Here is a 15,303-nt window from a genome sequence, read left to right as displayed (position 1 = left end):
AGGACGACTATGGTTGCCGTCGGTATCGAAGCGATGAATGTGTTCGGGGGGACCGCGTATCTCGATGTCATGGATCTGGCCAGACATCGAAACCTGGACATCCCCAGATTTGAAAATTTGCTGATGAAGCAAAAGGCAGTCGCCTTGCCGTTTGAAGACCCGGTGACATTTGCAGTCAACGCGGCCAAGCCGGTGGTCGATGCGCTGTCCGAGGAAGAAAAAAACCGCATCGAACTGCTGATCACCTGCACGGAATCCGGGATCGACTTCGGCAAGTCGCTCAGCACCTACGTGCATAATCATCTGGGACTGAGCCGTACCTGCCGCCTGTTCGAGATCAAGCAAGCCTGCTATTCAGGCACAGCCGGATTCCAGATGGCGATCAACTTCATCCTCTCCCAAGTCTCGCCCGGAGCCAAAGCGCTCGTAGTCGCCACGGACATCTCCCGGTTCCTGGCCGTCGAAGGCGGAGATGCGCTCAGCGAAGACTGGTCGTTCGCCGAACCGAGCGGCGGCGCAGGCGCGGTGGCGCTTCTGGTCAGCGACAAGCCGCACGTGTTCCAAGTCGATGTCGGAGCCAACGGATATTACGGCTACGAGGTGATGGACACCTGTCGCCCGGTGGCCGACAGCGAAGCGGGCGACGCGGACCTCTCCCTGCTCTCATATCTGGATTGCTGCGAGAATGCGTTCCTGGAATACCAGCGCCGCGTCGCCGATGTCGATTACCGCGACACGTTCCAGTACCTGTCCTTCCACACGCCGTTTGGCGGCATGGTCAAAGGCGCGCACCGCACGATGATGCGCAAGATCGCCAAGGTCAAAGGCCCGGAGATCGAAGCCGATTTCCAACAGCGCGTGGTGCCGGGTCTGACCTACTGCCAGCGCGTGGGCAACATCATGGGGGCTACCGTTCTGCTCTCCTTGGCGAGCACGATCGACAACGGGCAGTTTGAAGGGAACAAGCGCATCGGGATCTTCTCCTATGGCTCGGGCTGCTGCTCCGAATTTTACAGCGGCGTCGTCACTTCTCGCAGTCAAGAAGTTCTACGCGGCTTCAAGCTTCAAGAGCAACTGAACAATCGCTACCGACTGTCGATGGACGAATATGAAAAGGTTCTCCACAGCAGCAGCACCGTCAAATTTGGCACCCGTAATGTCAAGCTGGACTTGAACCTGATACCGGGCGCCCTCGCTTCCGGGCAAGCCAAACAGCGCCTGTATCTGGAAGAGATCTCAGAATTCCATCGAGAATACCGGTGGTGCTGATGAACACGGCCGCCTACGAGACGATCCGGGTGCGGATGCAAGGCACGGTGTGCTTTTTGCAGTTCAACCGTCCCGAGGCGAAGAACACGATCAACGAGCGCTTGGTGTACGAGTGTCGCCAGGTGATCGATCACTGCCGGGAACAGGCTTCGATCCTCGTGCTGGAGGGGTTGCCGGACGTGTTCAGCTTCGGGGCCGATTTTCAAGAGCTGCATGAGAAAAAGGCGAGCGGGCAGAGCTTCGACCCGTCACCGGAGCCGCTGTACGACCTGTGGCTCGATCTGGCGACTGGCCCGTTTATCACCATCTCGCACGTTCGCGGCAAGGTCAACGCAGGCGGCGTCGGGTTTGTCGCCGCCTGCGATATCGTGCTGGCGGATGAAACGGCGGAGTTCTCCTTATCCGAATTGCTCTTCGGACTTCTGCCGGCATGCGTGCTGCCGTTTTTGATCCGGCGGATCGGTTTTCAGAAGGCGAACTATCTGACTCTGATGACGCAGCCGGTCAACATCCGACAAGCCGTGGAGTGGGGACTTGTCGATGCCTGCGATGCAGAGAGCGAGACCTTGCTTCGCAAGCATCTCATGCGGCTGCGCTATGTGCCCAAGCGCGGCATCGAGCGATACAAGCGCTTGGTGAACAGCTTGCAGGCCGGTCTGCACAGCGCCAAGCCGTTGGCGCTCGAAGCGAACCGGGAAGTGTTTGCAGATCCACGCAACCAAGAGCTGATTTTCCGTTATAGCGAAACGGGGCAATTCCCGTGGGAGAGCTGATCCACGGAGAGTGGAGGAGAACATGACGAATCCAGTGGTGGAGTGCAGAGAGATCGAGAAGGGGATCGTGCAAGTGACCTTGCAGGATCGGGAACAGAAGAACACTTTTACCGAAGGGCTGGTGCGCGGCCTGATCGAATCGTTCGAGGAGATCGCCGCGAATGAACGCTGCAAGGCGGTCATCCTCACCGGCTATGGCAATTATTTTTGCTCCGGCGGCACGATGGAAGGGCTGCTGGCGATTCATGAAGGAAGAGGCCGGTTCACCGATGCGAACGTCTACGCGCTCGCCTTGGAGTGCCAGGTTCCGGTGATTGCCGCGATGCAAGGACACGCGATCGGCGGCGGGTTTGTCGTTGGGCTGTTTGCCGACTTTGTGATCTTGAGCCGTGAGAGCGTGTACACGACCAATTTTATGCGATTTGGATTCACACCCGGCATGGGAGCTACCTATATCGTGCCGAAGAAGTTGGGCTTTTCCCTCGGAGAAGAGATGCTGATGAGCGCCAACAATTACAGAGGCGCCGATTTGGAAAAAAGGGGCGTGCCGTTCCCCGTCGTTCCGCGTGAAGACGTGATGAACCGGGCTCTGCAGCTGGCACGCCAACTGGCAGAAAAACCGAGAGTGTCGCTGATCACCTTGAAGGACCATCTGGTCCGACCGATCCGGGAGGAACTGCCTCGCGTGATCGAGCAAGAGATGGCCATGCATGAAAAGACATTCCATGAACCGGAAGTGAAAGACAGAATCATCTCCCTGTTCGGAAATTAACAAGCACTCGCCGTGCTTGCGACCATACATTTTGCTGTAAAAGAGGGGTTCAGATGAAGATACAAGAGATCTTACGTACGCTTGAAGCCAAAGAGATCAGCCCTGAAGAGGCCAAACAGGCCCTAGCACGGGCTCGATCCCACGAGTTGCAAATGTCCGTCCCCCTTGCGAATGCTGTACGCGAACTGTTCGTTGATCCGGCGGTTCGCCTGCAGCCGGAATCGCTAGGCCAGCCTCTGTTCCAAACGAGATACCGCACCATTTGGAGTTACTTTGCCGGCTCGATGTATCGAGGGATCGCATCTGAGGAGATGGTGGTGCGCATGGGGCAGGCTAGTCTGCTGGCCTTTTTTGGCAGCGCCGGTTTTCAGGTGCATGAACTGGAGCCCGTCCTGCAGCGCATTCAGGCGCGGCTGGGTTCGGACAAGCCGTATGGCATGTGCTTAATCGCCAACCTGAACGACCCGGACGAAGAGCGGCGCACAGCGGAACTATACGTCGAGTACGGCGTGAAGGCGATCGAAGTGTCTGCCTTTTCCGCTCCGACGCTCCCGCTGGTCTATCTGCGCCTCAAGGGCCTGTCCCGTCAAAACGGCCGTCTGATCTTCCCGCGCCGTCTGATCGCCAAATGCTCGCATCTGGACACGGCGCGCGTGTTTCTCTCGCCGCCGCCGGAGCCGCTCGTCCAGCAACTGCTGCGCTACGGCCTGATCAGCGAGGAGGAGGCCGCCCTGTCGCAAACGATTCCGCTGGTCGACGACCTTGCGATCGAAGCGGACTCGGGCGGTCACACGAACCAAGGCGTATCGTTCTCCCTCCTGCCCGCCATCCGCGCGCTTAAAGACCAGCTCCAGCGGCAGTATCGCTACCAAGAGGAGATTCTCATCGGCTGCGGCGGAGGGATCGGCACGCCGGAAGCGGTCGCGTCAGCCTTCATGCTCGGGGCTGATTTTATTTTCACAGGATCGATCAATCAATGCACGGTGGAGAGCGGGGCCCATCCGGTCGTCAAGGACCTGCTGCAGTCCGTTTCGATCCACGACATGGCGATCACGGTTGCAGGCGATATGTTTGAGATCGGCGCGAAGGTGCAGGTGGTGAAAAAAAACACCCGGTTCGCCGCCCGCGCCAACAAGCTGCACCAGCTGTTCCACCAATACAACTCGATCGACGAGATTCCGTTGTCAATCCGGCATGAGATCGAAACGAAATATTTTAAGAAGACGTTTGAGGAAGTCTGGGATTTCGTCTGCGCTTACAAGCGCGCCAAACATCCGGAGCAGCTCGAAGAGGCGGCCGAGAACCCGCGTTTCAAGATGGGGCTGATCTTCAAGTGGTATTTTGCCCATTCCGCACAGGCGACTCTGCGAGGGGATGAGCAGGAGCGGGATAATTTTCAGATCTTCTGCGGCCCGGCGATGGGGGCGTTCAACAGGTGGGTACAAGGCACGCCGTATGAGTCTTGGCAGCAGCGCCATGTGAACACGGTGGCAGAACTGCTGATGCGCAAGGCGTGTGAACATCTGGAATCCCGTCAGTCCACGTCCGTTTCGGCAGCCGGCGCAGAAGCGGTGCCGAGTTTTGAAGGAGCGGCGATCGCGATCATCGGGCTGAGCGGTCAATTCCCGAAGTCCAAGAATGCAGACGAGTTCTGGAACAACCTCGCACAAGGCCGCGACTGCATTTCCGAGATTCCGGCGACGCGCTGGTCGCTCGACGAGCACTATTCGCCGGACCCGAGCGCACCGGGCAAAACCTACTCCAAGTGGATGGGCGTTCTGGAGGATGCGGACAAGTTCGACCCTCTGTTCTTCAACATCTCGCCTGCCGAAGCGGAGTTGATGGACCCGCAGCAGCGGCTGTTCTTGGAGAGCGCATGGCAGGCCATCGAAGACGCCGGCATCGCGCCGTCCTCTATGTCCGGCAGCCGAACCGGCGTGTTCGTCGGCTGCGGCACGAACGACTACGGGCAGGCGCTGAACCATCAAGGCTTGAACGCACAAGGCCTGATGGGGGCGGCTTCCTCGATCCTCAGCGCTCGCATCTCTTATCTGCTCAACCTCAAAGGGCCTTGCCTTGCGATCGACACCGCCTGCTCCTCCTCGCTGGTGGCGATGGCCGAAGCCTGCAACAGCCTGCTGCTCGGAACGAGCGACTTGGCATTGAGCGGCGGGGTGTACGCGGCGGCCGGGCCTTCCTTGCACATCATGACGAGCAAGGCGGGCATGTTGTCGCACGACGGACGCTGCTATTCGTTTGATACGCGCGCCAACGGCTTTGTGCCGGGGGAGGGCGTGGGCGTCTTGGTGCTCAAGCGCCTTGAAGATGCTGTGCGGGACGAAGACCCGATCTATGGCGTGATTCGCGGCTGGGGTGTCAATCAGGACGGCAAGACGAACGGGATCACCGCGCCGAGCGTCAATTCGCAGATCCAGCTGGAGCAGGACGTGTATGAACGATTTGGCATCGACCCGGAGACGATTTCCCTGATCGAAGCGCATGGGACGGGTACGAAGCTGGGCGACCCGATTGAAGTCGAGGCGCTGAACGAGTCCTTCCGGCACTTCACGGAGAAAACCGGCTATTGCGCTCTCGGCTCGGTGAAAAGCAACATCGGACACCTGTTGACGGCAGCCGGAGTGGCCGGGGTGATCAAGGTGCTGCTGGCCATGAAGCATCGAGAGGTGCCGCCGACGGTGCATTTTAACCAATTGAACGAGCACATTCGGCTCGCGAAGAGTCCTTTTTACATCAATACCGACCTGATTCCATGGGAGGTACCAGCCGGGATGCCGCGCCGTGCCGGGGTGAGCTCTTTCGGATTCAGCGGGACGAACGCGCATGTCGTCATCGAAGAGCATTTGGAAAAAGAGAGTCTGGCTTCGGCAGCAGGAACATCGGATGCGCCGTTGCTCTTTGTGTTGTCTGCGATGACCGAGGAACAGCTGCGGACGTATGCAGCCTCGATGGCGGGCTTCCTCGAACGGGAGTGCGACCTGAGCCTTGCGAGCATTGCGTACACCCTGCAGACAGGACGCGATGCAAGAGAGGTGAGGCTGGCGTTTGTGGCCCATTCGAGAGACGAAGCGCGTCAGAATTTTGAAACCTATGCAGAGGGGGAGATACTCCCCAGTCTCTTGACGTCGCAGTCGGGATCGGGGCAGGAGGAGGCGCAGGGCATTGCAAACAAGCCACTGCAAGAGATCGCCGAACTCTGGGTGAAGGGCGTCCGAATCGACTGGTCGGAACTCTATGCCGATTCGAGGCCGCGCCGTGCTCATCTGCCGACCTATCCGTTTGCCAGAGAGCGCTTCTGGGTGCCGGAGCCGGAGATGGAGGAAGGGGAGGCTTCGACGCTGACAGCCGCCCTGCATCCGCTGCTGCACAGCAATACCTCCAAACTGACGGAGCAACGCTTCTCCTCGACGTTTACTGGGCGAGAATTTTTCCTGTCCGATCATCAGGTGCAAGGGCGGAAGGTGCTGCCGGGTGTCGCCTATCTGGAAATGGCGCGCGCCGCGCTGGAGCAGGCCGCCGACATGCCGTCGATCACTTTGAAAAATGTGGTCTGGGCGCGTCCGATCATCGCAGAAGAAGACGCGGTGTCGGTGCAGATCGGGCTGTTCCCGGAAGAGAACGGCGAGATCGGATTTGAAGTGTACAGCGGCTTGGATGGCGAGATCGTACACAGCCAAGGGCACGCGGTACCGGCTATGTCGGACGACGAGGCTCCCGTGCTCGACCTTGCTTCTCTGCAAGAGCAGTGCGGGCAGCGCGAACGAGGCGCGGCGGAATGCTATGACTTGTACCGCCGAGCGGGCTTTGAGTACGGGCCGGCGTTCCAAGGGATGGAGCACCTCTATGTCGGGCAGGAGATGATCTTGGCCCGCTTGTCGCTGCCAGCCGCCGTCGCCAGCACCGCGCGTCAGTTCATCCTGCACCCGAGCCTGCTGGACGCGGCTCTGCAGACGGCCATTGGCTTCCTGACTGACGAAACGACGCTCCAGACGGCCCTGCCGTTCGCGCTGGAGGAACTGGAGATCTTCGGGCCTTGCACCACTTCGATGTGGGCCTTCATGCGCCGCAGTGAAGGTAACAAGCCAGGTGACAAGGTACACAAGCTCGATCTCGACCTGTGCGACGAGAGCGGAAGCGTCCGCGTGCGGATGAAGGGCTATTCCTCTCGCATACTCGACCGTGAGCGAGGAGCCGAGGTGGGGACGCTGATGCTAAGACCGGACTGGACAGAGCATCCGGTCAATCTACAGGCTGTGCAGACGGTGTATGCGGACCATCTGGTGATGCTCTGCGAAGTGGTCGCTGAGATCGAACAGAGCGGGATGCGGAGCCTGATCTTGCAGACAGAGGAAAAAGGGCTTGCCCAACGCTTCGAGGCCTATGCAGCACATGCGTTTGAGGCGATCAAGTCGATTTTGCAAGAAAGAAGCAAAGGGAAGACGCTCGTGCAGATCGTCGTTCCGGCGCAAGGGGACGGGCAGGTCTTCGCCGGCCTCTCTACACTGCTGAAGACCGCTCAACTGGAGAATCCGAACCTTGTCGGGCAACTGATCGAAGTTGACGATGCGAGCAACCTTGCGGAGACCTTGCGAGAAAATGCTCGCTGGGCAGGCGACGCACACGTCCGTTACCAAGGCGGCAAACGATGGGGAACAGGATGGAGCGAAGTCGAGCCGGGCGAAGAGGTGTTGCGCATGCCGTGGAGGGACCAAGGCGTCTACCTGCTCACAGGTGGCGCAGGGGGCCTAGGCCGCATTTTTGCTGGCGAAATCGCACGGCAAGTGAAAGGGGCGACGCTTGTCCTGACGGGACGGAGGCCGCTGAGCGCTGAGAAACAGGCAGAACTTCAGTCCTTGGACGCAAATGTTGTGTACAGGCAAGTGGACGTGACCGACTTCGCGGGGGTCATGCAGCTGATTGAGAGCATTCAAGCTGAGCATGGCGCTCTTCACGGCATCCTGCACAGCGCAGGCGTGATTCGCGACAACTTGATCCTCAAGAAGACGACAGCGGAGTTGCAGGACGTGCTGGCTCCCAAGGTGGCCGGTGCCGTGCATCTCGATGAGGCGACGCAACATCTGCCGCTCGACTTCTTCGTGACGTTCTCCTCGGTGGCCGGAGCCATCGGTAACCCGGGGCAAGCGGACTATGCGACGGCCAATGCCTTCCTCGATGCTTTTGCGGGGTATCGAAACGAGCGGGTCGCAAACGGCAAACGCTCCGGCCGGACGCTGTCGATCAACTGGCCGCTCTGGCAAGACGGCGGGATGCAGGTGGAGCAGGAGACGGAGCAGACGTTGCGAGAGACCCTCGGCATGATGCCGATGCAGACGGCAACCGGGATTCGCGCACTGTATCAGGGCATGGCTTCCGGGCAAGACCAGATTCTTGTCTGCGAAGGCGATCTGGATCGCATCCGCACCGTTTTTGTAAAAACAGCACCGACAGCCGCAGCTGGGCCAGTGTCTAGGCTGGAAGAAGAGCCGACTCTCATTTCGAGCGATTTTGAAGAGAGAGCGATCGAGTATTTCAAGACGTTGCTCTCTTCCGTCCTGAAGATGCCAGCCAGCCGGCTTGAAGCCAATGCGCCTTTTGAAAAATACGGCATCGATTCGATTCTGATCATGCAGCTGACCAACCAACTGGAAAAGACGTTTGGCTCCTTGCCGAAAACGCTGTTCTTTGAATATCAAAACCTCCGCGAGCTGACCGGATACTTCCTGGACGCCCATCGTGTTCTCTTGCAGCAGCTCTTGGGCATCGGGGAGCAGGAGTGGGTTTCGGAATCCGCTTCGGTGGCGGCCGCGTCCACTCCTGAGCCGTCGGCTATCAGCAGCCGCAGACGTTCGAGGCTGGCCGCGAGTTCGACGGCTGTGCATGCAGCGCCGGTCACGCAACCTGCAAAGGCGGCCAAGGAAGAACAGGATATCGCGATCATCGGCGTCTCCGGGCGCTATCCGGGGGCGCGCAACCTTCAGGAATTCTGGGGTAATCTGCGGAACGGCGAGGATTCGATCACGGAGATTCCGCAAGAACGCTGGGATCATAGTCTCTATTTTGACCCGGACAAAAACAAGGCGGGCAAGACGAACAGTAAATGGGGCGGATTTATTGATGGCGTGGATCAATTCGATCCGCTGTTCTTCAACATCTCCCCGCGCGAGGCGGAGATCATGGACCCGCAGGAGCGATTGTTCATGCAGACCGTCTACGAGGCGATGGAAGATGCGGGGTACACGCGCGAGATGCTCGCCAAACATCGCGGGCTGGGGCTTGACGGCAACGTCGGGGTCTATGTCGGCGTGATGTACGAAGAGTATCAGCTGTACGGCGCACAGGAGACGATCCTCGGCCGACCGCTTGCCCTGTCTGGCAACCCCTCGTCGATCGCCAACCGGGTGTCGTACTTCTTCAACCTGCACGGGCCGAGCCTTGCCGTCGATACGATGTGCTCGTCTTCGCTGACGTCGATTCATCTGGCTTGCCAGAGCTTGCAGCAAGGCGGCTGTGAACTGGCGATCGCCGGCGGTGTCAACGTCTCGATTCACCCGAACAAGTACCTGCTGCTCGGCCAAGGCAAGTTCGCGTCGAGCAAGGGCAGATGCGAGAGTTTTGGCGAAGGGGGCGACGGGTACGTGCCGGGCGAAGGCGTTGGCGCGGTGCTGCTCAAGCCTCTGTCCAAGGCGATGGAAGACGGAGATCATATCTACGGCGTGATCAAGGCGACGGCGATCAACCACGGGGGCAAAACCAACGGGTACACCGTCCCGAACCCGAATGCGCAGGCGAATGTGATCGAGCAGGCGCTGCGGCAGGCAGGGCTTGACCCGAGCATGGTCTCTTACATCGAAGCGCACGGAACTGGCACCTCGCTTGGCGACCCGATTGAGATCGCCGGCTTGACCAAGGCTTTCCAAGCAGGGAAAAACGCTAATCTGCAATCCTGTGCCATCGGCTCGGCCAAGTCGAACATTGGGCACTGCGAGAGCGCAGCGGGCATCGCCGGCGTTACGAAGGTGCTGCTGCAGCTGAAGCATCGTCAACTCGCACCATCGCTGCACGCCAAGGTGCTCAACCCGAACATTGACTTTGACGCGACCCCGTTCGTCGTGCAGCAGGAGCTGGCGGAGTGGAAGCGCCCGCTGGTGGAGATCGGCGGTCGGGTTCGCGAAGTGCCGCGCATCGCTGGCATCTCATCGTTTGGAGCGGGCGGTTCCAACGCGTACGTGATCATCGAAGAGTACGTACCGGCAGAGTCGCTGCGCACGCCTGTCGAGGTGACGCCGCAGAATCCGGCCGTGATCGTGTTGTCGGCTAAGAACGAAGAACGGTTGCAGGAGCTGGCCGCGCGTCTGCTTCACGCGATCGAGACGCAGCCGTTCACAGATGCTGACATCGCTGACATCGCCTACACCTTGCAGATCGGTCGCGAAGCGCACGATGCGCGCATGGCGCTGCTCGTCGACTCGCTTCAAGACCTCGCGACCAAGTTGCGCGCCTGCGTGTCCGGTCAAGAGAATGTCCCAACCCTCTATCGCGGTCATGTCAAAGCCAACCGAGACACCCTTTCGCTCTTCCTCGCCGATGAAGAGCTACAGGAAGCGATTGAAAAATGGATTCAGCGCCGCAAGCACGTCAAGCTCGTCGACCTGTGGGTCAGAGGATTGGAGCTGGACTGGAACAAGTTATACGGCGAACACAAGCCGCGCCGCATCAGCCTGCCGACCTATCCGTTTGCTAAACAGCGATACTGGGTGCCGGAAGGAATGGCGGGAGCGTCACGCACCATGATGTCTTCGAGCGTCGTGGAAAACCTTGAAGTGCTGGCCCCGGTCTCGACGAACCTGCAAGCAAGGGTGCAAGAGGGGAGCGATGGTACGCTCAACATCGAACTGTGCGACGCCCAAGGGAACATCTGCGTTCGCCTGACTGGACTGCAGGCTGAACCTGCACAAGCCAAGAAGCAGCCGGAATCCTTCGAGTTGATGACATTCCGAGAAATCTGGCAAGAGCAATCCCTGCCTTCTGTCACAGTCCGGAACGTTGGAACGCTCGTCTGCTTCCTGTCCGATCCGGCACTGCAGCAAACGGTGCGGGAGGCGCTCAAGTTCCTGAGCCCGAGCCTGCAAGTCGAGTTCATCGCACAGGGAAGCTCGATTCCAGAGTCCTTCCAACGCATGCAGGAGGAGCGTCGAGACGTCTTCGGGATGCTGTATCTGTGGCCGCTTGAAGACAAGTCTCTAATTCGAGAGTACTCCAGTATCGTGAACATCCTGAAGTTCCTCGACGCTTCCGGTCTGAAGCCCGAACGCTTGCTGCTGGCTGGGCAATTCGAGAACGGAGTGGAGCGAAGCTACTTCGAATCGTGGATCGGCTTTGAAAGATCTTTGGGCCTAGTGCTGCCTAACACGAAGGTGACGGCGGTCTTGCAGGCGGGCTCTTCCTCGCTTCAAGACTGGATGCCGCTGCTCTGGCGTGAACTCCATGCCCCGCAAGCGCAAAGCATCCTGTACGAAGCAGGCAAGCGCCACATCTGCACCGTCCAGCCGACCCGTCTTGAAGCGGGCCAACGCACGGTACGGGCAGGCGGCACCTACCTGATCACCGGCGGCCTCGGTGCGCTCGGCTACTTGTTCGCGGAGCATCTGGCCCAAAAACAGCCTGTGAACCTCATTCTTACCGGCCGCTCCGAGCTCGACGAAGAGAAGCGAAGAAAGCTGAGCGATCTGGAGATGCTGGGTAGCCAAGTCTTCTACCTGCAAGCGGACGTATGTGCCAAAGAGCAGATGCGAGCCGGGTTGATTCGTGCACGCGATCGCTTCGGACCTCTGCACGGCGTGCTACACGCAGCAGGATTGTCCGGGGACGATAGCCTTTTTGCCAAGGACATCAAGGCGTTTGAACGGGTTCTGAGCCCGAAGATCGCAGGAACCCTGCTGCTCGACGAATGGCTGGCGGAGGAGACCGATCTTGATTTTGTCTGCTACTTCTCCTCGTCATCCGCCGTGTTGGGCGATTTCGGTTCCTGCGACTATGCGATTGGCAACCGCTTCCAGATGGCCTACGCGCAACACCGTCACGAACAGCAGTTGCCGGGCCAGACGCTGGTGATCAACTGGCCGCTCTGGAAAGAAGGCGGAATGGGTCTTGATGAAGGAGAGATCACGGCGAACTACCTGAAGTCGAGCGGACAGCGCTTCTTGGAAGCGGAGGAGGGAGTGGAGCTCTTTGACCTGATCCTCTCGCAGAACGACGTGCAGCATCTGATCCTCGTCGGGCAGCCAAGCCGCGTCAAACGCTTCCTCAGAATGGCTGCACAAGCGACGACAGCGGTTCAACCCACTACGCCGCTGCCAACTTTCAGCGTCTCGTCGGGTACAGCGATGCGTCCGGAGTTGCAAGGAATCTCGCTTGAGCAATGCATCGAGTGGGATCTCAAAGAACAGGTCAGCCAGATCCTAAAAATCTCCCGCGACGAACTCGATGTCGAGGAAAATCTGGTCGACTTCGGGTTTGACTCGATCAGCTTGGCCGAGCTTGGCAACCGTCTTTCCAAAAACTACGGCCTCGAAGTGACGCCGGCCTTGTTCTTCAGCTACTCTACGATGGAAAAATTGACCCTGCACTTCCTGCGCGAACACGAGGCGTTGATGACGCAGTACTACCTTGAACCGACTGCCGAACCAGCCCCCGAACCGACACCCGTTCCGGTTGTCGCTCGGGCCCGGGAAGAAGTCGCGGTGACAAAAGAGACTCTCGTGCCGCCGCCGACATCCAGCGTTCACGAACCGATCGCCGTAATCGGGATGAGCGGACGCTTCCCGCAAGCGGACAGTGTGCAGGACTTCTGGCAGAACCTCAAAGCGGGCAAGAACGCGATCACCGAGATTCCTTCGGATCGCTGGGACTGGCAAAGTGACTATGAAGAAGGCAAAATCACGTCCAAATGGGGCGGATTCGTAAAAGACGTCGACTGCTTCGATCCGCTGTTCTTCGAGATCTCGCCGAGAGAAGCCGAGTACATGGACCCGAAACAACGCCTGTTCTTGGAGGAAGCATGGCATGCGCTCGAAGATGCCGGCTACATGGGCGATCAGATTCGCGGCAAGTTGTGCGGCGTCTACGTCGGTGTCGAAGAGGGTGAATACGGGTTCCTGACAGGGAATGGCGGCCCGCTCAACGGCAATCAAAATGCGACGTTGGCCGCCCGCATCGCCTACGCCCTCGACTTGAAGGGGCCGAATCTGGCGTTGACCGCCGCTTGCTCCTCCGGGCTGGTTGCGCTACATCAAGCCTGCCAAGCCTTGCGCGCAGGGGACTGCGACGTGGCGCTGGCCGGCGGGGTCAACCTTTTGATCTCCCCGATGATCTACCAAGGGATGAGCAAGATCGACATGCTGTCCCCGGACGGACACTCGTATGTGTTTGATTCGCGTGCGAACGGGTTGGTGCCGAGCGAAGCCGTTGCCGTCGTCGTGCTCAAGCCTCTGTCCAAAGCAATCGCCGATCGCGACCAGATCTACGGCTGCATTACAGCGACCGGAGTCAACTACAACGGCCAATCCAATGGTATCACATCGCCTAACCCGGACGCTCAAGCCGATCTGATCCGCAGCGTGTATGACCGTTATGGAATCGATTCGTCTGATATCCAGTTCATCATGTCGCACAGCACCGGGTCGAAGCTAGGTGATCCGATGGAGATCCAAGCGCTGACCAACGCCTTCCGCAAGCCTGGCGCTCAAAAGCAGAACTGTGCGCTCTCCTCGACCAAGCCGCTCATCGGGCACACGTTTGCCGCATCGGGCATCGTCAGCCTGATCAGCATGCTGATGGCGATGCGCGAACGCACCCTGTTGGGCTTACACGGATTCGAATCGAGCAACGAATACATCCGATTTGAGGAGAGTCCGTTCGTCGTCAGCACCGAGAACCGAGCGTGGACGACGCAGGAAGGCCGCCCGCGAGTCGGCGCGATCAGCACGACAGGGATCAGCGGCACGAATGCCCATGCCGTGATCGAAGAATACATTCCGACCGCGATGGCTGTGCAGGTAGAACGACTTGGCGCAGCACAGCAACTGGTGATCCTCTCGGCCCGAAACCACGATCGCCTGCAGCACATGGCGGCTCGTCTGACTGAGCATCTCGCGAGCGAAGCGGGCCGATCCCTGACGCTCGCCCAGATCGCCTACACGCTGCAAGTCGGTCGCGAGCCGATGAAAAAGCGCGCAGCCTTCATCGTCTCTTCCAAAGAAGAACTGCTGCAGCGCTTGCAGGAATACATCTCCTCGCCTGTTGTGGACGAGACACGTCCTGCACCGGATCGCCACCAAGCCAGAGCCCTTGTGGAAACCGCGCTGCAAGAGCGCAATCTTGAGCAACTGGCCGCCCTCTGGCTCTCCGGCAGCAAAGTGCTGTGGCAGCGACTACATGACGACAAGAACGTGCAGCGCGTCTCGCTGCCGACCTATCCATTTGTGAAGCGTAGATGTTGGGTGGAGGGGCCGAAACCGCAAGAAAAGGAATTTGCCATCTCGAACAAGGCGGCCGAGTTCTATACACGCGTCGTCGAAAGCGGAGACTCCGGCTTCCAAGAAGAGTATCTGACCTTCTGCCCGTTTGAGGAAAAAATTCCCGACTTCTCGATCAGCCGCGTGTACCTGAACCCGGAACAATATCCAGCCGAACTTGAGATGGTGCGCAGCAAGCAGATCGAGATGCGCCGCGTGCTGTTCAGCCGAGGCGATTTCCAGCGCGCGCAGGCTCTGCTCGACATCGGATGCGGTCATGGGACGGACGTGATTCAGCTGGCCAAGCGCTACCCGCATCTGAAAACGCAGGGCTTTACGATCACGGAGGCGCAGGTGGACCTTGGCAACCGGAGAATTCAAGAACTGAATTTGGGCGCACAAGCTGCCATCTTCCATGGTGACAGCTCCAAAGACCGATTCCCAGGTCGCTACGACATGATGATCGGGATCGAAGTTAGCTGCCACATCCCTGGCAAGCAGGGGCTGTTCCAGAACATGTCCTCGGCGCTCAACGAAGGGGGGCAGGTGCTGATGATGGACTTCATCGCGAACCTGTGCGGAGCCATTGCCGATCCGAGCATCGACATCTACATCCCGACTGTACAAGGCTGGATCGACCTGCTGGCGGAGCATCACCTCGTTGTTGACGAAGTGATTGACGTCTCCAAGCAGGTCGCCAACTCTCTGCATGATCCTGAGCACGCGGAGAATACGAAAGGTCTGCCGGAAGTCGTACAAAATTCCATTCGGAACTTTGCCAATAGCTCGATCGCGCTTGAGAAAGGCTGGATTAGCTACTGTTTGTTCGTCATCAGCAAAAATTCAGCTCTCAGCCCGGCAGAACTGCGAGAGCACAACGCAAAGCAGATGTCCAACAGGACACCGTATCTGGAAGCTCGGCGCAACATGTTGCAACAAATCTAAAGGAGTGAGGGAG

4 protein-coding genes are annotated in these 15,303 nt (G+C 59.0%); all 4 read left to right on the top strand.

From position 1 onward, the window contains the following. The first annotated feature begins 9 nt into the window (after positions 1-9). From ACSR9A_RS12815 to ACSR9A_RS12800, 4 genes are read left to right on the top strand one after another with little or no spacing between them, the layout of a single operon-like run. Positions 10-1,269, top strand: a complete 1,260-nt coding sequence (locus ACSR9A_RS12815; RefSeq protein WP_473757579.1) for a hydroxymethylglutaryl-CoA synthase family protein — start codon at positions 10-12, stop codon at positions 1,267-1,269. Beyond that, positions 1,269-2,042, top strand: a complete 774-nt coding sequence (locus tag ACSR9A_RS12810) for an enoyl-CoA hydratase/isomerase (protein WP_473757577.1) — start codon at positions 1,269-1,271, stop codon at positions 2,040-2,042. The genes ACSR9A_RS12815 and ACSR9A_RS12810 overlap by 1 nt, the downstream gene beginning before the upstream one ends. Positions 2,043-2,064: 22 nt before the next feature. Then, a complete protein-coding gene (locus ACSR9A_RS12805) occupies positions 2,065-2,814 on the top strand; it encodes a polyketide synthase (protein WP_473757576.1) in 750 nt (249 codons plus the stop codon). Positions 2,815-2,867: 53 nt separating this feature from the next. Beyond that, positions 2,868-15,290 carry a PfaD family polyunsaturated fatty acid/polyketide biosynthesis protein gene (locus ACSR9A_RS12800; protein WP_473757575.1) on the top strand — a complete coding sequence of 4,141 codons (12,423 nt, stop codon included), beginning with the start codon at positions 2,868-2,870 and terminating at the stop codon, positions 15,288-15,290. The last annotated feature ends 13 nt before the right edge of the window (positions 15,291-15,303 follow it).

Source organism: Paenibacillus sp. R-74696 (genome assembly GCF_055814915.1).
Note: the sequence above shows the minus strand (reverse complement) of the source record. Positions and strands in the feature narration are given on the sequence as shown.